This is a genomic window from Coleofasciculus chthonoplastes PCC 7420 (assembly GCF_000155555.1).
Classification (GTDB): domain Bacteria; phylum Cyanobacteriota; class Cyanobacteriia; order Cyanobacteriales; family Coleofasciculaceae; genus Coleofasciculus; species Coleofasciculus chthonoplastes_A.
Genome location: NZ_DS989846.1, coordinates 139,589 through 158,320, shown reverse-complemented (window position 1 = coordinate 158,320; position 18,732 = coordinate 139,589). Strand labels below are relative to the sequence as shown.

At 43.2% G+C, this 18,732-nt stretch carries 19 protein-coding genes; 6 read left to right on the top strand and 13 right to left on the bottom strand.

What is annotated here, in order from left to right; translation table 11 throughout:
- Window positions 1-22: 22 nt before the first annotated feature.
- A complete protein-coding gene (locus MC7420_RS09785) occupies window positions 23-2,659 on the top strand; it encodes a hypothetical protein (RefSeq protein ID WP_006100282.1) in 2,637 nt (878 codons plus the stop codon).
- Window positions 2,660-3,367: 708 nt separating this feature from the next.
- On the opposite strand, the gene MC7420_RS09780 is transcribed toward MC7420_RS09785, so the two are convergent.
- Both MC7420_RS09780 and MC7420_RS09775 read right to left on the bottom strand, forming a co-directional pair.
- A complete protein-coding gene (locus MC7420_RS09780; RefSeq protein WP_006100291.1) occupies window positions 3,368-3,889 on the bottom strand; it encodes an N-acetyltransferase in 522 nt (173 codons plus the stop codon).
- On the bottom strand, window positions 3,879-4,163 hold the full coding sequence (locus MC7420_RS09775; RefSeq protein ID WP_006100270.1) for a type II toxin-antitoxin system TacA family antitoxin: 285 nt from the start codon (window positions 4,161-4,163) through the stop codon (window positions 3,879-3,881). The genes MC7420_RS09780 and MC7420_RS09775 overlap by 11 nt, the downstream gene beginning before the upstream one ends.
- A gap of 342 nt (window positions 4,164-4,505) precedes the next feature.
- Between MC7420_RS09775 and MC7420_RS09770 the strand changes: the two genes are divergently transcribed.
- Window positions 4,506-4,883, top strand: coding sequence for a DUF433 domain-containing protein (locus MC7420_RS09770; protein WP_044206216.1), 378 nt, complete (start codon window positions 4,506-4,508; stop codon window positions 4,881-4,883).
- A 121-nt stretch (window positions 4,884-5,004) separates the two neighbouring features.
- Here the strand turns inward: MC7420_RS09770 and MC7420_RS09760 are convergent, their stop codons facing one another.
- The 5 genes from MC7420_RS09760 to MC7420_RS09740 form a co-directional block, all read right to left on the bottom strand.
- Window positions 5,005-6,042 carry an IS630 family transposase gene (locus MC7420_RS09760; RefSeq protein WP_006100142.1) on the bottom strand — a complete coding sequence of 346 codons (1,038 nt, stop codon included), beginning with the start codon at window positions 6,040-6,042 and terminating at the stop codon, window positions 5,005-5,007.
- A 496-nt stretch (window positions 6,043-6,538) separates the two neighbouring features.
- Window positions 6,539-6,874: a XisI protein gene (locus tag MC7420_RS09755; protein ID WP_006100362.1), complete on the bottom strand. Its 336-nt coding sequence runs from the start codon at window positions 6,872-6,874 to the stop codon at window positions 6,539-6,541.
- Window positions 6,862-7,278: a XisH family protein gene (locus tag MC7420_RS09750; RefSeq protein ID WP_006100138.1), complete on the bottom strand. Its 417-nt coding sequence runs from the start codon at window positions 7,276-7,278 to the stop codon at window positions 6,862-6,864. Before MC7420_RS09750 ends, MC7420_RS09755 begins: the two co-directional genes overlap by 13 nt.
- A 189-nt stretch (window positions 7,279-7,467) precedes the next feature.
- Window positions 7,468-7,902: a type II toxin-antitoxin system VapC family toxin gene (locus tag MC7420_RS09745; RefSeq protein ID WP_006100284.1), complete on the bottom strand. Its 435-nt coding sequence runs from the start codon at window positions 7,900-7,902 to the stop codon at window positions 7,468-7,470.
- A complete protein-coding gene (locus MC7420_RS09740; RefSeq protein WP_006100353.1) occupies window positions 7,899-8,279 on the bottom strand; it encodes a hypothetical protein in 381 nt (126 codons plus the stop codon). Before MC7420_RS09740 ends, MC7420_RS09745 begins: the two co-directional genes overlap by 4 nt.
- 337 nt (window positions 8,280-8,616) lie before the next feature.
- Between MC7420_RS09740 and hemJ the strand changes: the two genes are divergently transcribed.
- A complete protein-coding gene (gene hemJ / locus MC7420_RS09735; RefSeq protein ID WP_006100166.1) occupies window positions 8,617-9,219 on the top strand; it encodes a protoporphyrinogen oxidase HemJ in 603 nt (200 codons plus the stop codon).
- A 216-nt stretch (window positions 9,220-9,435) separates the two neighbouring features.
- Here the strand turns inward: hemJ and MC7420_RS09730 are convergent, their stop codons facing one another.
- Window positions 9,436-10,344 (bottom strand): cation diffusion facilitator family transporter, encoded by a 909-nt coding sequence (locus tag MC7420_RS09730; RefSeq protein WP_006100313.1) that lies wholly within the window; start codon window positions 10,342-10,344, stop codon window positions 9,436-9,438.
- A 230-nt stretch (window positions 10,345-10,574) separates the two neighbouring features.
- Here MC7420_RS09730 and MC7420_RS09725 point away from each other — a divergent pair, with 230 nt between their 5' ends.
- Complete coding sequence (locus MC7420_RS09725; RefSeq protein WP_006100292.1) at window positions 10,575-10,925, top strand: hypothetical protein; 351 nt, start codon at window positions 10,575-10,577, stop codon at window positions 10,923-10,925.
- A 102-nt stretch (window positions 10,926-11,027) separates the two neighbouring features.
- Window positions 11,028-11,423 carry a hypothetical protein gene (locus MC7420_RS09720; protein ID WP_006100151.1) on the top strand — a complete coding sequence of 132 codons (396 nt, stop codon included), beginning with the start codon at window positions 11,028-11,030 and terminating at the stop codon, window positions 11,421-11,423.
- 553 nt (window positions 11,424-11,976) lie between these two features.
- Here the strand turns inward: MC7420_RS09720 and MC7420_RS09715 are convergent.
- The 5 genes from MC7420_RS09715 to MC7420_RS09695 all read right to left on the bottom strand — a co-directional run bounded on the left by MC7420_RS09715 (window position 11,977) and on the right by MC7420_RS09695 (window position 16,545).
- Window positions 11,977-12,246 (bottom strand): DUF4327 family protein, encoded by a 270-nt coding sequence (locus tag MC7420_RS09715; RefSeq protein WP_006100006.1) that lies wholly within the window; start codon window positions 12,244-12,246, stop codon window positions 11,977-11,979.
- Window positions 12,247-12,506: 260 nt separating this feature from the next.
- On the bottom strand, window positions 12,507-14,153 hold the full coding sequence (locus MC7420_RS09710) for a glycoside hydrolase family 3 N-terminal domain-containing protein (protein WP_006100225.1): 1,647 nt from the start codon (window positions 14,151-14,153) through the stop codon (window positions 12,507-12,509).
- Between the two features lie 257 nt (window positions 14,154-14,410).
- Window positions 14,411-14,809 (bottom strand): 30S ribosome-binding factor RbfA, encoded by a 399-nt coding sequence (gene rbfA / locus MC7420_RS09705; protein ID WP_006100005.1) that lies wholly within the window; start codon window positions 14,807-14,809, stop codon window positions 14,411-14,413.
- Window positions 14,810-14,948: 139 nt separating this feature from the next.
- The gene (locus MC7420_RS09700; RefSeq protein ID WP_006100199.1) at window positions 14,949-15,152 is read right to left on the bottom strand and encodes a DUF751 family protein; all 204 of its coding nucleotides are present in this window, start codon (window positions 15,150-15,152) and stop codon (window positions 14,949-14,951) included.
- A gap of 157 nt (window positions 15,153-15,309) precedes the next feature.
- Entirely contained in the window at window positions 15,310-16,545 is a 1,236-nt protein-coding gene (locus MC7420_RS09695) for a family 10 glycosylhydrolase (protein ID WP_006100096.1), read from the bottom strand.
- Window positions 16,546-16,833: 288 nt separating this feature from the next.
- Here MC7420_RS09695 and MC7420_RS09690 point away from each other — a divergent pair, with 288 nt between their 5' ends.
- Entirely contained in the window at window positions 16,834-17,406 is a 573-nt protein-coding gene (locus MC7420_RS09690) for a DUF924 family protein (RefSeq protein ID WP_006100058.1), read from the top strand.
- Window positions 17,407-18,732 lie beyond the last annotated feature (1,326 nt).

Below are 18,732 nucleotides of genomic sequence, written 5' to 3'. Positions count from 1 at the left end.
AAATTTAGCTGAAGAGGTTTTCATGTTAGTTATTAGAAAACAGCAAAAAGAGGTACTGCTTGCTGCTTCCAGCAAAGAACCCAAAAATCCCGGCGAAGAATGCCTGCAACAACTAGCGAAAAAAGCTTTAGATTCACTAAATAAAAAAGCTTCAGGCGCTAAAGCGTCAGAGGCGAAGGATTGGTTAATTTTCCGAGACCCGACAACGCAAATTTTCCTAGGTTCACAAAGAGATTCCGCCCTGATGCTGAAGTCGGCGGCAATACATCCGCTTCAACCCCTTGAAAATGTCCATCAGAGAATGGTACGGGAAGTTGGACGGTCAATCGAGAACAGTGACATCCGACAACAGAAAGAACAAGCTAAACTGAATGAATTTTTTCCGTTCGATGCCGGAAATCCGCAGCCAATGACTACAGAGAATGTTGCGGGAGAAGACGATAATTTTTCCACAGATCAACTGCTTACGGCAAGAATGAAACTTGTTAAGATAGTCAGGGTAATTAAAAATGAGATTGCCAATGTAAATAAGCCAAATGATACCATAGATAACAATAAGTTTGCTTCTGTAAAGCAAGAAATGAAAAGTTTAGTAGATGAGTTTGATAAGATTATACAAAGGTTTCAGACTAACGACATAAGCCAAATTCCAATTTTGGACTTGGCGCAAAAATATCTTAACAACAGAAAAAGCGATATAGAAAAAGCTTCTGACTGGCAGTCACTGAAGAAATTATCTTATGATTATCTCTATCCGGCAGTAGAGCTTCTAAACCGTGCCTTGAATGGGCTAGCCCGCGTCCAGATGTTTTACAATATTGAGCCGTTCTATCTATTCCGTCTTCTGGTAGTCTTCAGGCTAGAATCTAACGAAAAAATCAGCGAAGATGATAAAAGAAAAGTAAGTGGAGACCTAACGGGACTACTCAATAACAAACGGGATTGGCTAGAGAACTGGCTGAAACAAAAGCTCCGTGATTTAGATGCTGCCCTCCAAAACGATAAAGATGTCTTTTTCCATTTAAAGGGCGGTAGAGCAGTAGCTTATCTGACGAGAAAGCCGGATAACGGCGAAAATGATTGGGATACTTCAATTGTTATCAACCCACACCTAGAAGCAGATGAGTGGTACAAAAAGTTTAACCAAGTCCACAATCTAGTACTTCAGAAACTAAATGAATTCAAGAGAGAGTTTTTTGTACTCGTTCACGAAAACGCAGATAAATTTAATCAATCATTGTCACTGTCTATCTTAGAAGCCGATAATGTAGATGCAATTGATGAGTACCCAGATGAACATGAACTTGCCGATGACTATGATGAGAGAGATGCAGAACCTCTAAAAACTCTTGTAGTCCTAAATGAGGAAGTAGAGAATGAAAGCCGCATAGATCTGTTTCCGAAATATGTTGCCAACTGCAAAGCAGAACTCATTGACATCGGCATTCCTCGCCGCGATACGATAGAAGCCTTTGAGCAATGGAGCCACACAAAGTCAGAGCTAATCAAAAGGAAGTGGACGGAAGAGATCCCCATTCCCAGTCATCTCTACTATATCGATGAGTATGTGAGGATGATACGCGAAGCTCTTACCAATATGTCATCTTCGATGCCCAAAACCCCCAAAAGGATAAGACGCCTGTATGAAATTCTGGATGGGGGCTATGATGATGGAGATAACAATGAACAATATACCCTGAGCAAACTGATCGATAAAGAATGGAGTAAAATAAACTCCTCTATTTGTCCTAAAGCTGTCCAGATTATCAAGAATAACCAAAACCAAGCTATTAAGCGAGTTCTCACAGTAATACTTCAACAGTTCATGCAGGCTTATGAACTCAACTATAGAGTCGAATTAGCAAGAATATTTGACCAATTTTTCGAGGATAAGAGCAAGGATGTAAAACCTAAGATAGAATATTTGCCCGAACTAGAGCAGGCAATTGATGAAGATGACAAATTTGACGAATCAACGCATAGAAAACTTTTGCAATGGATTGATTTTGCTGAATCAGTATCAACTAAGTTTGAATATCATTTCATAGAAAAGGCTAAATTTTGGGGATTTAGCAAACAATCAGGCGAGAATGGAAAACCGAGAAGAAAAAGCCTAGAATCTTTTGTAAAAGCGCTCTATACGGGGTCTATATTCTCACCAGAACAGGAACTTGAGGTTCAGTTTGTTATAACGGGGAGTTTTGCTGCTTACCTGTATGCTGATTATGCCAGTTCGGATAAGCTGGCAGAACTTGATCCAGTGGATACAATTGAAATGAAACTTCTCTGCTACCCTAAGCGCGACGACATAGACAAGAACCATATGGAGGCTCTATTAAAGCTAGCGCTCAATAAATTTATTTCTGATGATCCCAATCACCAATTCAGTGTGGAATATAGAGAGGGTGGGTTAGCTCTCGTATCCTGGCATAAGGAAGAAACGATTGGGGCCTTTACTTATAAACCACTTGTTGCCAAAATCACCATTGACTCTAAATGGTCGCAACTGGCATTTATTTGGGGCTTTCCTGTCATTTCATTACGCGATCTCATCCGTGAATATGATACGAACTCTGCTGAAGCAGAAGAGTTTGGAGCAAAGCAGCGGCTTAGAAGAACCTCTTCTATTCTTAAAGAAATTCTGACCAAGTATGACTAAATGGGCGTTCATCCATAAGTATAGCGGTACTAATATCATGTCCGGTCAAACACCCCTGAATAAAAACGTCTGCAATCCTTGTTTTTATAGCTTTGCAATTATGGGCAATCGTCAGGATATGATATAAGACAGGTTAGGACATTCTTTACTGCCCGTGAGTTCCCTGTTAAGCAGTTCCCTTTTGGACTAACTGATGTCCTAACCTATCCTCCTAATGCTATATAAGCTCTGCATTTAGATCCATAGCTAAGACGATGGCTTCCGCCTCACCTGGATCTAAATCGGCTTGAAGTACACAAACCTAATTGAAGTCAATTGTAGGGGCGCACCGACGTGCGCCCAGAAAACCACGCCCAGAAAACTACGTCCTGAAAACCCATAACATTAGGGGCTAAAGCCCCTACTACGAACCCAATCTATTCCATCATTTTAGCGGTGTTATACCAAGATTAGGGTTGAGGATGAAAGAGTGCGATCGCTCTTTTCTCTAAGTGCGATCGCCTCACCTCAAGCATACAAGCTATAACCCAAACCCGATTAAGACTCTAGCCATCACGTCCACGCGATCGCATCTATGTATTTCATCATGCAGGTGAGAAGTCAGTTATAGGTTTAACCATGACACCACTGGCGATCATACCATTCCCTTGGCGCTCATCCACTGTCACCACAGGACAATTTAGATTCAGTAGCAACAGATGTATAAAACTAGAAATCAAACTCTCTAGCAATGCTTTCCAAGGGTAAGAAAAGAGACAGTGCTTTATCTTGAAACGGAATAAACTCATGTTTAAGATAAAATTCCTTTGCCAGTAAATCTATTGCATCAACTCTAACCGCAAAAATTCCAATGTCTTGAGCAGCACGAACAATACGATAGAGAGCATCGGCTAAAAGTTCTCCTCCCAAACCTTGTCCCTTAACAGTATTATCAACTGCCAATTTACCAATTAACGTAGCGGGAATTGGATAGGCAGGCATCTTTCGTTGATAAGATTCAGGAAAAGATTCGTACTCAATGACACTAGCGCTGATTGTATAGTAACCATCCACATTTAGTCCCCCTGATGCTGGAATAGCAACAAAGGTTTTGGCAATTCCCTTTTGATGGTTTTGCCGAGCGTATTTCTTGAGATATTCATTGAGAACTCGATAGCCACAGTCAAAAGCATCTCGTTGATATCTTTTCTCAATAGGCAGAACGTCCCATCTCGGCTCACTACTTGTCATACTTGTCCCGAAACTTGTGGATAGTGGCTTTAAGCTTTCCCTTCAGTTGCGGCGGATTTTCCATCACAGACATAAATAACTCGCGATCGCGATTTGACAGAACTAGCCTTTCATGGACATCTATTTCCTGTCTAGCGATGGGAACCAAGTGAAAAAGAGTATAGGCACTTAAAGAAACTCCTTTCAAGGCGGCTGCCCGTTCTAGGAGTTCTTTTTGCTCTTGAGTGACCCTTAAATCAATCCGGCTATCTTTAGGTTGAGAGGTTTCCGGCATCTTTGCTCTCTAGTTCGCTTAATTCACAGTCTAGCTATTCGGGCGGACAATGTCCACACAAGTTACTAACCCGCAGACTGTGACAGCTTGCGTTTTCCCTGAGTGCGATCGCCTCACCTCAAGCATACAAGCCATAACCCAAACCCGATTAAGATTCTAGCCATCACGTCCACGCGATCGCTACCTCTGGAATTCCCCAACCATCCAATCTGCCAACTCTAAACCCAGCACTCTACCAAAACCCCGTTGATTGCGCTTAACCACTATCCCGTTCACACAAAGAGCGATCACAGATCAGGATAGATAAGGTACGATAAAAGCAGATTATAAAAAACTATAACTATGGCTTCGGTATCCAATCAACCAACAAAAATTACCCGTACAGAACGAGGACTGGTCATCGCCGGAACTCGCATCACCCTATACCAATTTATGGACTATATTCATGGGGGATATGCACGATTACTCATCCGACAGTATTTCCCCCAGATTACTGACGAACAGTTTGAGGCAACCATGTCCTACATCGCAGCCAATCGTGCTGAAGTCGAAGCCGAATATCAAATGGTTGTGAAAAATGACGAAGAAATTCGGCAATACTGGGAAGAGCAAAACCGTGAATGCTTCGCTCAAATTGCCCGACTACCGCCGCCACCCGGTCTAGAAAAAGCCTGGGCAAAACTTCAAGCCGCGAAAGCCAAACTTGAATCTAAGTCATGAACTTTCTGATTGACCACAATATTAGGGGGCAGGCACAGCTTTTATTGAATGCTATAGAAAATGAAGGTTGGCTTGATTTGGTGGTGATTCATTTTATCATGTTTGAAGAGATATAGCAATCCTAAATAGATTGTGGCAATTTTCCATACTGAAATATTTTGGGAAAATCGAATATTTGACCATCAGCAAAAAACTTAAATAACCACTTAACTATTTTAAAAGAGCTGCAAAGATGATAAAATTGTCTAATGAAAGTTTTAACTTGCAACCAAATATCTTCGACTGGATTTTGTTCGGGAGCGTTCGGAGCAAATTTCGTACAACTTATCAACCAGTCTTCCTCTGATAAATCTTGATTAATTGTCTTTAAGTATTCTCGAAACTGCTTGGAATCATGGTAAGTTGCACCATCCCAAAATATCGATAATTTTTTTCCGGGTCGTTTCCTTTGTAAATATTCGATGAAATCGATTGTATTTTCGCTGTTTCCACTTTTATATTCTTTGACTATAAACTCTTTGGTTTGATAATCTAAAGCCCCATAATAAGTCTGTCTTTCTTTTTCATTTTTGAGAGGGACTTCTATTCTTGCATCTGTTCTTCCCCACGCATAACCTAACAAATCACCCCACAGCAGATGACATTCGTCAAGCATAAGCACCGTCCGGCTTCCAGCTTCTATTTCCGGTTTCCATTTTTCTAGCCTTGCCTCTATTTCTTTTTTTTTAGCTTTGACTAATTCATCATTTTTAGCCGGATTCTTTTTTTGAGTCTTTTTCCAACTCACTTGAGCCTCTTTAAATAAGCTATAATAACTTTGATTGGACTCAAAAACTACATTATATTGCTCCTGCAAATACTTCTGCAAGTCTGATAATCTTAGATAATCTTGTTCTCTCAACCACTGAATTGTTTGCTCTTTTTCTTCAGATTTTAAGTAACCTGCTCTACCTTTATATTGAAGCTTTAAACTTTCTACACCCTGAAAAAGCGCTTGATTTTTCCATTGGCTGATAAAACTGTGAGAAACTTTTAATAGTTCTTTGACTTCACGATAAGATTTTCCTTCCAAAATCATTTTTACCGCCAAGGCTCTTTTAATTTCTTTGGTCTCTTTTGTCTGATTGATAAAATTAGCCAATTCATCTATAATGTTCATCTTTTGTCTTTTTACTAGGGATGTGTTATTACTATTATATCTGTTGCGACCTATTTAGGGCTGCTATATAGGGGGACAAGACGAATTTTTATACCCTAAAGCTCTAGTGTAATTATTCGACAAAAACACTACGCTAACGTAAATTGATTGAATTTGAAAGTGAGAGTTGCTATTGCCAGGTAAAATAATTCAGTTAAGGATGAAGTAATTGCTCTTTTCCCTAAGTGCGATCGCCTCACCTCAAGCATACAACCCTTAACCCAAACCCGATTAAGACTCTAGCCATCACGTCCACGCGATCGCTAACTCATCGTAACATCCAGACAGTCGTTGAAGTCACAGGAATTCCCCTTTTGCCAATCTACTCACTTGCTGCCTTCAAAAATTTCTTCTATTAACTATTCTGGCATTGTAGGTGATCGCCTGTAGATTGAGAGTGAGGAAGTGCGATCGATCTCTCCTCAACCCAAAACCTTCTCGACTACAATTCAACAATCTAAGCTACAGCAAAACCCGTATACTGTCTCACTCCAGGCTCATGAAATCCTAACACAATCTCTTCCTTCGGAATACCTGCTTCTACTAATTCATTCGCAATCCCATCTTCTGTGCCATCCCGTTGCACCCAAACCTTCCCCTCAATAATATTAACGTGAATCAGACAACCATGAATACGCCTCTTATTCCCCCAACCATAAGAAACAATAATGTATTGGTCTGTTTCTGAGTCAAAAGCGGCTTGATTCTCTACCTCAACATTGGCATAGTCAATATTGATATATCGCTTCAACACAGTGCGAATAATCTGGCGGTAACTCTCTAATCTATCCATTTGACAATTACCTCTTTGTCTGGATCAAAAACTACAATTTTAAGTAATCGCTTCTCTAATAAATACCTGCCGATAACTTCCTCAAATAAATCATAAAAAATTAGTTCACGTATCGCTAGATAAAGAACTCTATCAGGCTCAACCAACTCCAGAGCATTTTCATACAAAATGTATTGTCCTAAAGCATTCCTTAAATCTTCAATTTCCGAAGCACCAATAAAGCTTTTAATTTCCACCGCTATCTTTCGGTCTTGCTTCTGAGCCGCCAGGAATTTTTCAGCCCCCAAGTCTACAAACATATCCTTTTTACCCACTCTCAAGGTAAGAGAATCATGGGTAATTGTCCATTGATCCTTAATCAATGCCTTTTTAACACTATCGTGATAGATATCTTTAGCTGGCACACTGGTTAACCTGAGTACTATAGCTCTACCGTCAGTATAAATAATTTAAACCCACAGTGGCTGATTGCGATTTTACCCTTGGTGTGTCCTCAGACGCCCTAGGTTTTTTAAGTGCGATCGCACTTCCTCAAGCATACAACCCTTAACCCAAACCCGATTAAGATTCTAGCCATCACATCCACGCGATCGCTACCTCTGCAATTCCTCAACTGTCCAATCTGCCAACTCTAAACCTGGCACTTTACAAAAATCCCGTTGATTGCGCGTAACCACTATCCCTTTCACACAAAGAGCGATCGCTGCAATTTTTAAATCCTGTGTACCAACACGTATCCTTTGACGAACTAATTCTGCATAGCAATCGCCAGCTTCTTGGGGAAAAGAGAGCAAATTAATCCTACTAAAAAAATCAAATGTATCGCGTAATTTAGCATAAGCCGATACCAGAGACTCTGCTGAAGTAGCCCTACGAATTCGATTTAGTCGTCCATAAACTTGCTCTTCAAGGGTAATAATTGTCACCGCCATTGTTTGCGGATCAGTGGCATTGACTTGTTGCATCACCAGCGGATGTTCTCTCTGAAAAAGAGAGACATGATCCGTATCTAAAATATACCGAATCAATGAACCTGCTCCTCAGCATCAAGTTGACGGTAATAGTCCTCCTGTTCCCGATCAAGATCATGTCGATAGGCGGCGATATCTGCTAACACGTCCTCAAAGTCAGGATCATCTTTGAACATTCCCGCAAACTTCATCCAAGGATGCTCCGGTTTAGGCAAGTCGATCTCTAAAGAAACAATTTCTGTATTTTGTAAACGTGCTGTTAATAACTTACGCAGTTGCTCCAATGCTTCTGCCTTAGTAGAACCCCGTGCTTGGCAGTCTTGCCAACCTAACACAGTTGCACTTACTCCACCTTCTACTTGGTTTTCAATCAGCACCTCATAACGGTGTTTAGTTGAGGGATGCTTGTCAATCCTTAAAGAATCGATATTCATCGTACTTTTCCAGCCTAACCTATTGTATCCACACTCTTTACCCTATTTTACCCATATCCCTGCCAGCGGAAATCCTAATCTGTTCTCTAAAGGGAGACTGAGATTAACCTGAATTTAGCCGAGAATACAATGAAAAAAAGCTGACTGGGCTAGTTTAGTTGCTTGAATTTTCCACTATTTAGGTTATAATGAAATGTTTTATCCTTTAGAGTTTCCGTTTGTCAGTAATTTTCGGATCGGTTTCGACGTGTTGAGAATGGGGCAAAATCTGAATAGGATAGACATACTCACAGAGAATCCACTCTACTCCAATCACTCAATCGTAAAGGAATAATTTATGGCTTACTTCTGGTATAAGGCATTTCACTTAATTGGCATTGTTGTCTGGTTTGCTGGGTTATTCTACCTGGTGCGTCTGTTTGTCTATCATGCAGAAGCCTCTCAGGAAACAGAACCCGCGCAAACGATTCTGAAAAATCAATATCAAATCATGGAGAAGCGTCTCTACAACATCATTACCACACCGGGAATGGTGGTGACGGTTGCCATGGCAATTGGTTTACTCACGACTGAACCAGAGGTTTTAAAATCCGGTTGGATGCACGCGAAGCTGGGGTTCGTCTTAGTCTTGCTGGCGTATCATTTTTACTGTGGTCGGTTGATGCGACGGTTAGCTTCTGGAGACTGTCAATGGACGGGTCAACAGTTTCGCGCCCTCAATGAAGCGCCGACTGTCCTACTCGTGGCGATTGTTTTACTGGCTGTATTTAAGAATAGTTTACCTACGGATATCACCGCTTGGGGAATCTTTGCTCTGGTGATTGCGATGGCAGCATCAATTCAACTCTATGCGAAAAAACGGAAGCGGGATAAGGAAAAACGTCTGGCAGAAGCCTCCTCAGCAACCAGCGACGAGATGACCGAACAGGTATCTGCTTGAACGATCAATTCAGTAACAGTTTTCTATAGTAGGATACATATCGCTAAGGACAAACCAACTGTGGTGGAGACGTTCTGCCGGAACGTCTCTTCTGGTTAAGAAGAGTAAACATTGGGATTAACAGTTCCTTATCTTTTGTGGAAAACTAACGGGTTTCTGTGGAAAAGTGGCAATATCTGTGGAAAAGTCAGGCTTTTTCCAGGGCTGCTGAGGGGGTTAAAAGGTTATCTGATCCGACTCGTAAGCTGGAGGTTCGACATGAATCAACACGCGCACTGGATTAAAGCGTTCTTCTAATCGATCCTCCACCGCTTCGGTAATTTGGTGGGCGGTTTCCACGTCTTTGGCATCAACAATCAGATGCATTTCCAGAAAGACTTGACGCCCCAAAACGCCACGAGAGGCGATATCGTGGCAGTTGATGACTCCAGGAACTTGGATAACGATCGCTTGAATCGCTTCGGGTGCGATCGCGACTTCATCAACTAACCAGGGTAAGTTATCCGTTAACACTTCCCAGCCACAGCGAAAGACTAACAGGGCGACAGGAAAGGCGAGAATCACATCCAACCACTGAAGTTGGGGCAGATTCCATACTTCTCCTTGCCAAATACCAATCAATCCTAGCAAAACCGTAATCGTTACCCACACATCACTCATCGTATGTTGAGCATCCGCTATCAAAATCGCACTTCCCACCCGCTTCCCCACATTTCTTTCATAGAAGGTAACGAAAATATTCACGCCTAAGACAATCAGCAGTAACCACAACTCTGACACAGAAATCGTGATTGGCGTTAAACCGTTGACAATCCTCTCGATTGTGCTTTTGAGAATTTCAAAACAGGCGATGCCCAAAAACGCCGCAATCCCCAAAGCGCCTACGGCTTCAAACTTCTGATGACCATAGGGATGTTCGCGATCGGGATGAGGAGACGAAAATCGATTCGCCACTAAACCCAAAACATTATTGGCACTATCGGTGACACTGTGCAACGCATCAGCTTGTAAGCTCAAAGATCCGGTTAAAATGCCCACACCGGCTTTCAATACCATCACGAATACATTCAACAGCAGGGTAATCAGCAATACCTTGCGAATTTCAGCGCGTTTGTCTGCTGGCATGATAGTTGCCCTCGATAAGGAATTTCCCCTATCCTTAGTTTAGTCAGGAAAATGACTCAAACTCTTGTCCTTTAATGCTTTTAATTCTCTAAGCTCCCTAAGTTTTTGTCGGCTTCTTGCGAGTTTTTCTAGGAATTGTGTGCCAAAACGTCTCATTCTTTGGTAGATTTTCGGAGGGACTCAATTACCATCTTCTATCAGTAAGCGCTCGTTATTAAGATTTATTGCTCATGGTTCCAGCTCAACTTACCCTCAATCTGGCTCAAGGGTCTGTATCATTCAAATTTACACCGGAAGCTGCCCAAAATTTACAAAAGGCACTTGCCCAACTTGTACAAACTTTAAAAGCTACGGCTCAAGCCCCAGGCAGTACCAGCAAGCCTAGTCCGCAAAAACCAATAGAGTACCAATATACTGGGGACGTTTTCTTGGAAATTTTCTGCAATCCCAATATTTACCCCAGCCCCTTTGCGGCTAAAGTTCTAATCACACTGAGGGATGAACGCATCCGTTTGAGTACGGAAGCTGAACTGACTCGGGTGATTGAGGATGTCAATCAGTATCTCGAACAAGTTGGCTGATGAGTGACCAAAATCAAGAGATCTCCGGCTCCTCGTCCTTGCCTTTCGGCTGGATAGTGTAAAGTATTGTAAAATAAGCAACGGGTCAACTTTATTGACGCTATGAATCCTAACAATATCCAAGACACTTTACAAACTGGCTTTCGTGTATCCTTAGGGGCGACCACTTCCCTCATCGAAAGTCTCCAAGATGAGCAAAAGCGGGAAGAAAACCTGTCCCTGCTCAACTTAGACTTCAACCAACAGGTTGCTGAGTTGTCGAAAAAAGGCGAAAAAACCGAGCAAGAGGCTCAACGCTTGATTGGACAGATATTCAGCCAAATGAACCAACCGACAGACTCAGCTACACCATCAACACCTAGCGATAGCGGTTCAACACCACCAACGGGAACCACGTCTAGAAGTACCCAACAAGAACTTGAAGAACTGACGGTGCAAATTGCTCTGATCCGTACTGAGTTGGAGCAGATGCGTAATCCCGACTCGAGTCAACAATAAGTAGGGCTTACTGCACAACCCGGAAACCCTGATCCATCAATACTTTGAGGCGTATGGACAGTGGATAAAGTGCCAGGAAATGGGGTAGCATCCTTCATAAGTATGGCATCACCTTGCTCAGGGAAAATGTACCCTTGCTCCCCCAGCTCCCCCAGCTTCCCCAGCTCCCCCAGCTTCCCCAGCTCCCCCAGCTCCCCCTCACCTCACCACTTATTCAGCAAGCCCTAGTTAGGGGATCGGTTGTCAGACATTGGTAAGGGCGCATGTCTATGCGCCCCTACATTATTTCAGGTTATCCAAATTTTAATATGCAATTACATTGGTGCTTTGTTAAGCGGTCTCCTTTTTTAAGGGTTGTATCAGGAGCAATAGCTAGGGCTGAAGCCTAATGATGAAAGGGTTTGCCAAACTAAATCCGTACTTGTCCTTGACTCGGCAATTCATCAATGACACAACCAATGACAACGAACCGATAACAAACGTTTACGGAGCAAATTTTGTCCAAGTCCCTATATATAAGCGCCGAGCCAAAATCCCTCTCAACTGAGGCTATCTAATCATTTTCCCATTCTTCGGAACCAATTAAATCACCAATGCGGTCTCTCAGCAAGAAATCGCACAGCTCTAGTTCGCATTCGACACAAACCCATTCGCGAGCGGGAATGTATTGACAAAGAACGTAGATGGGTTGCTGACGGCTGACTACTCCTTTCTCCACGAGTTGACGTGCTTCTTCTTGAATCACATCAATGGAATATCGAATCGAGGGAGTAGAGGGAGCAGAAGGAGTAGAGGGAACGGTTTGAAGGCTCATCGGACTCATAGATATCATCCTGACTAAATATCAAGCTACGTTCTAACTATAAACGAATTTGGCTAGCCTGAAAAGGTATCTCGTTCCGTATAGGAGGTTACAAAGTTATTCAATTTATGAATAAAAATTACCAAAGATAAAAATTATATCCCCATCGGCTAGCTACCGATTACAGGCTGAAACCCTAGTCATGTGGTTAATTTAGGGAATTGACACTCATACCGTCTCTGAGAAAGGGAGCGGGATCGCGGCAAACTAATTAATAAAAGTTAAATAAATTCTGTTAACCCATAACCAGATTCAATCTGATCAAATAATACCTTAAGTGCGATCGCCTGTGCCTCTGGCATCTGTCCGTAGGAGTAAACATAAGGCGTTTGGGCGGGGAGGTGGGGTCGGAACTGTTCTAGGATGTAGGGGCTACCATAAATCACCAATGCCTCTAATATTTGATTTTTTAATAATTGCTGTAGCCAATTCATCGCCACGGTGGTTAATCCAGCCGTATTCCGGAATGGATTACCGCGAATAAAAAGCTGTAGCAGCGTGGGAATCAGCCGATCATTCTCCTCCCTGGATATCCCTGGCGTATGGCGATCCACCCATTGCAATTGGTAGCCAAACTGTTGAGGTAGGATAACGGCTGGAGCATTTCGCCCCAAAACATCACAGGTGAGAATATCATCCACAATGATTAGGTTACGTCCCTGGGAGCTATTGGGGAGCGGTTTTGAGCGCAGGGGAAGGGAACCGCCTACTTGTTGAGAATCGCGGAGGATCTGAGTAACCGTCTGCATTGCCGTCGGTTGAGCGAGATGATTCAGAAATGATAACGGTTGAGAGGGATCACTCCGGCTCACTGGTACTTCTGCACCCCTGCTAATCTTCGCCTTCGCCTGCCAAATTCGTTCAACAGATGCCAGAATGCGATCGCGGGAAATTCGTCCTGCCGTTACCGCCTCACAGATGGCTTGAATCGTGGTTTCTGGATTAACAGGCATCAGTAAAATATCCGCCCCCGCTTCCACCGCTTTTACCGGGGCTTCCGTTGCACCATAGCGATTCGCGATCGCACCCATAATTAAAGCATCGGTGACAATTAACCCTTCAAACCCCAACTCTTGGCGCAGCAGTTGGGTTAAAACTTTTTCGGATAACGTCGCCGGAAATTGCTCATCCAAGCTAGGGATCAGCAGATGAGCCGTCATCACCGCATCCACACCCGCCGCCATCGCCCCTTGAAACGGGGGAAACTCGATTTCGGCTAATCGCGATCGCGAATGAGATAATATCGGTAAATTTAAATGAGAATCGATCGCCGTATCCCCATGACCAGGGAAATGTTTCGCCGTGGTTAACACCGGAGAGTCTTGGGTTCCCCGGATAAACTGACAAGCCAATTGACTCACGGTTTCCGGTGTGTCAGAAAACGCCCGCACATTAATCACCGGGTTTTGCGGGTTATTATTCACATCAACCACAGGGGCGAGAATCCAATTAATCCCAATCGCTAAGGCTTCTTGAGCCGTAATTACCCCCATTTTTCGAGCATGGTTTTGGGCTTTATCCAGACTCTCACAGGCAATCGCCCCAATTGCCATCGGTGGTGGAAACCACGTCGCCCCAGCAAATCGTTGACCGACTCCTTCTTCAATATCAGCAGCAATCAATAAGGGAATTGGGGCATACTCTTGTAATTGTCGCGATCGCAGTGCCAATTCTCCAGCACTCGCACCCAATAAAATCACACCGCCCACGCCCCAATCCTGTATCCAATGCTGCAATTTAGCGGCTGGAGGCTCCCAAGCCGGATACTGAATTTGATGGTCAAACAGGTAGCCAGACGCCCGCACCACAACCATCTGCGCCACCTGCTGCGCCAAGGAGAGAGACTGAATATCGGGTAAGGAATTCATAAGCTGTTCGGCATTTAAACCTTAATGTCAATAATGGTGAAGTCCTTGTAGTGCGAGCATCTTGCTCGCTACTAATACCCAATTTAAATGCATGACAGCTTATCATGTTTGGTTAAATACTTACACGTTGGTACTCTCCCAGGCAGAGGGCAGAGGGCATAAGGCTCCTAGTGCAAGAAGGCAGAAATAATCTGAACAGCTAATATCTCCCCCAGCTCCCCCAGCTTCATCGTGTGGCAAGTTAGACAAACATGATATCACTCGTTTTCTGCCTCAAACTGATCATCGAGTCCCTTACGGCGACGTTCTTGTGAGAGTTGATTCAATAGTGTCAACATACGAGCGCCACGTTCTAAGCCTCGGTCTTCAATAAAGACGACTTCTGGGGTACGACGCAAGCGCACCCGCCGACCTAATTCGCGGCGGACAAAACCCGTAGCTGATTGTAAACCTGCCATCGTTTCCGATTTTGCCTCTTCGGTGCCATAGATTGAGACATAAATTTTGGCATGTTGCAAGTCACCCGAAACATCGACATCGGTAACACTGACCATTCCAGCACCAACACGGTCATCTTTGATATCGTGCAATAACATTTGACTGACTTCCTGCTGAATCAGCGAGGAAACCCTAGACACACGGCGATTTGTAGCCATAACGCCCCCTTTACTAAGTAGTCATTCGTCATTCGTCATTTGTCATTTGTAATCCGCTCCCCCAGCTTCCCCAGCTTCCCCAGCTTCCCCAGCTCCCCCAGCTTCCCCAGCTCCCCCAGCTCCCTCACTCCCTAATCTCCTAAACTGGATTCAGTCCTAGCATGGCACGCAGGGTGAAAACTAGGAACAGAAACGTCCCCCCAACCAGACCCACGAGCGCGATCGCACTCACTGGATTACTCAGGACTGGCTTAAAGCGTTCAAATAAGGCAAAGAAGATGCCCAAGGATATACTAATCAGGTAACGGGGATATCGGCTAATGTTTTGCAAAAAGTCTTTCATTATCTCCTACCTCTAGTTTATTTTGCCTTTTAACTGTACCTTGGAGTTCTCAGACATACCATGGCATGTCTGGAACATGGCTGCGGTTCGCACAGAGGCAGAAATATCTGCCATTATGCACTATATCTTATTTCTCGGAATCTCTAGCTTGAGGTGGTTATTGATTTATAGAAGTAAACTTTTTGATAGAAGCCGCCGCCTCTTCAGGTTTCCCCGATGATGGGAATACTAAAATGCTCTTGATTTTGCTGTTATTTACCAGTTCTTTTAAACGATACAACTGCTGATCAGAAATAGCCACTCCGGCATAATTTTCGGCATAGTCTAGCTCTTGCTGAAAATTGTCGTCGTTATAAACTTGAATAAAAGCTCGATCGACATTCCAGTTTTTCCAATCTGCCGCAAAATAGCGTTTACTCCAATAAGGATTATGATGGCAAAGGTCAAAACTAACGGCTGGGTTAGCTTTCTTCATGTCAGCGATCATTTGCTGAACAAAATTCGTTAAATGGGTTGTGCGATCGACTTTTCCGGGTAAGTCAGCATGATATCCTAAGTAATCATCCCACTGCACAGCATCAATCGTCGGATACTTTTGCACAAACTCAACTAATATCTTTTTGAAAAAAGTCGCTACCTCTGGCAATTCTACATCCAGTAAGTAGTGATCAATACCCGCATAAGTTTTATCTACCCCAGGCACAATCCATCGTTGAGCGATCGCCCTGTCAAATATCGGGCTATTTTTATCAATTTTAATTCCCTTCTCAAAATAAGCGTGAACTTCCATTCCCTGCTTGTGCGCTTCATCAATCAACCACTCTAACCATTGCTCTTGAAACTCATTGGGACAACTGTTGTATCCGAAAGTTTGCTGCATCACCTGACTGGGATACATGGTGCAACCATTGCCCCAAACTCCATGAATAATTGTATTGATTCCTTGAGCGCGATAATAACGGACTCGTTCACGAATCATTTTTTCGGTCGCATTATTCGTGGCTTGATATCGACTTAAATAAATTCCCCTGATTTCCTTTTTCTGCCAAGGTGTTTGAGGGGATGGCGATGGCTGGGGGGTGGTGGGTAATGGTGAAGCTTGGGGATTAGGTGTGGGTGTCTCAGTCGGACTGGGTTCTAGGGGAGAAGCAGCAACCGATGCGCTTGGACTAGGTGTAGAAGTTAAATCAGTTGGGGTTGGGGGTTGAGGATTCGATGGAGTGGGTTGTTGCTGATGTTGTTGATTATTTGGCAAAAATTGGCGGATATTGAGATGAGCAAGTAGAGTGTCTCGCTGCATAAATCCCCAATAACCAACACCCAACAAAACAAGTATTAATGAAATGGGAATAGAAGCACATCCACATCCCTTCTTTTCTTTTTTCGCTGGCATGACAACAAAGCGTAATGGTTTAATGATGACACAGCTTGGAGAAAGAGATTCTGGTTGCAGTTGCTTTAGGGGGTGAGGAGCAACCTGGCTAGAAACCTAGATCCACTTACTCCTAGCTTAACCCATTGCTTCATTTGCTCATTCTCGGTTGCGATCGCGTTCTTCACCCCATTGGGAGAATGTCAGGGAACGTTGAGGAGAGGGTGATCCCACCCAATTGAGTAGAAAGCAATTGTTAATTGATGCAAGGGGGTTGTCCCTACAGTAATGACAAAGGACAAATGACGAATGACAAAGGACAAAATTGTAGCGTTTTGGTTTGGAGAGCCAGATCATCCAGGGTATGGGAAACCGCGTCAGGCTTGGTTTACCAAAAATTTAGCCTTTGATGAAGAAGTGCGATCGCGCTTTTTGAACGAGTATCAACAAGCAGCGACGGGTCAACTCAACCACTGGCAGGAATTGCCTTATAGCTGTCTGGCACTGATTCTACTGTTAGATCAATTTCCCCGCAATATGTTTCGGGGTCAACCTCAAGCCTTTGCTACTGACTCTCAAGCTTTAGCCATCGCCCAACATGCGGTGTCACAGGGTTTTGACCAACAATTGCTCCCGGTACAGCGTTGGTTTATTTATATGCCCTATGAACATAGTGAGAACTTAGCACACCAGCGTCGGTGTGTTGAGTTATTTTCCACACTGAAACATGATCCAGACAGCGCCAGTACGATTGATTACGCCTATCGCCATCTCAAGGTAATTGAACGTTTTGGGCGATTTCCCCATCGTAACCCGATTCTAGGTCGAGAAAGTACACCGGAAGAAGTGGTGTTTCTTAAACAACCCGGTTCCTCATTTTGATCTGCTTTTTGATTGCTGATTGGGGAAGAGGTAATTAGACATGCAAGATTGGTTACATTAATGTGTAGGGGCGGGTTTAGGGATTAACTTTGATCGTTCATATTAACTGGAAGACAAAACCCGCCCTGCCTATAAACGTTATGAATAAGATTATATTGATTGACCAACGAACGGATTAGAGGGCGGGATTGGTTACATTAATGTGTAGGGGCGGGTTTAGGGATTAACTTTTATCGTTCATATTAACTGGAAGACAAAACCCGCCCTGCCTATAAACGTTATGAATAAGATTATATTGATTGACCAACGAACGGATTAGAGGGCGGGATTGGTTACATTAATGTGTAGGGGCGGGTTTAGGGATTAACTTTTATCGTTCATACTAACTAGAAGACAAAACCCGCCCTGCCTATAAACGTTATGAATAAGATTATATTGATTGACCAACGAACGGATTAGAGGGCGGGATTGGTTACATTAATGTGTAGGGGCGGGTTTAGGGATTAACTTTTATCGTTCATACTAACTAGAAGACAAAACCCGCCCTGCCTATAAACGTTATGAATAAGATTATATTGATTGACCAACGAACGGATTAGAGGGCGGGATTGGTTACATTAATGTGTAGGGGCGGGTTTAGGGATTAACTTTTATCGTTCATACTAACTAGAAGACAAAACCCGCCCTGCCTATAAACGTTATGAATAAGATTATATTGATTGACCAACGAACGGATTAGAGGGCGGGATTGGTTACATTAATGTGTAGGGGCGGGTTTAGGGATTAACTTTTATCGTTCATACTAACTGGAAGACAAAACCCGCCCTGCCTATAAACGTTATGAATAAGATTATATTAATTGACCAACGAACGGATTAGAGGGCGGGATTGGTTACATTAATGTGTAGGGGCGGGTTTAGGGATTAACTTTTATCGTTCATACTAACTGGAATACAAAACCCGCCCTGCCTATAAACGTTATGAATAAGATTATATTGATTGACCAACGAACGGATTAGAGGGCGGGATTGGTTACATTAATGTGTAGGGGCGGGTTTAGGGATTAACTTTGATCGTTCCTACTAACTGGAATACAAAACCCGCCCTGCCTATAAACGTTATAAATAAGATTATATTAATTGACCAACGAACGGATTAGAGGGCGGGTTTAGGGATTAACTTTGATCGTTCCTACTAACTAGAATACAAAACCCGCCCTGCCTATAAACGTTATGAATAAGATTATATTAATTGACCGACGAACGGATTAGAGGGCGGGTTTAGGGATTAACTTTGATCGTTCCTACTAACTAGAATACAAAACCC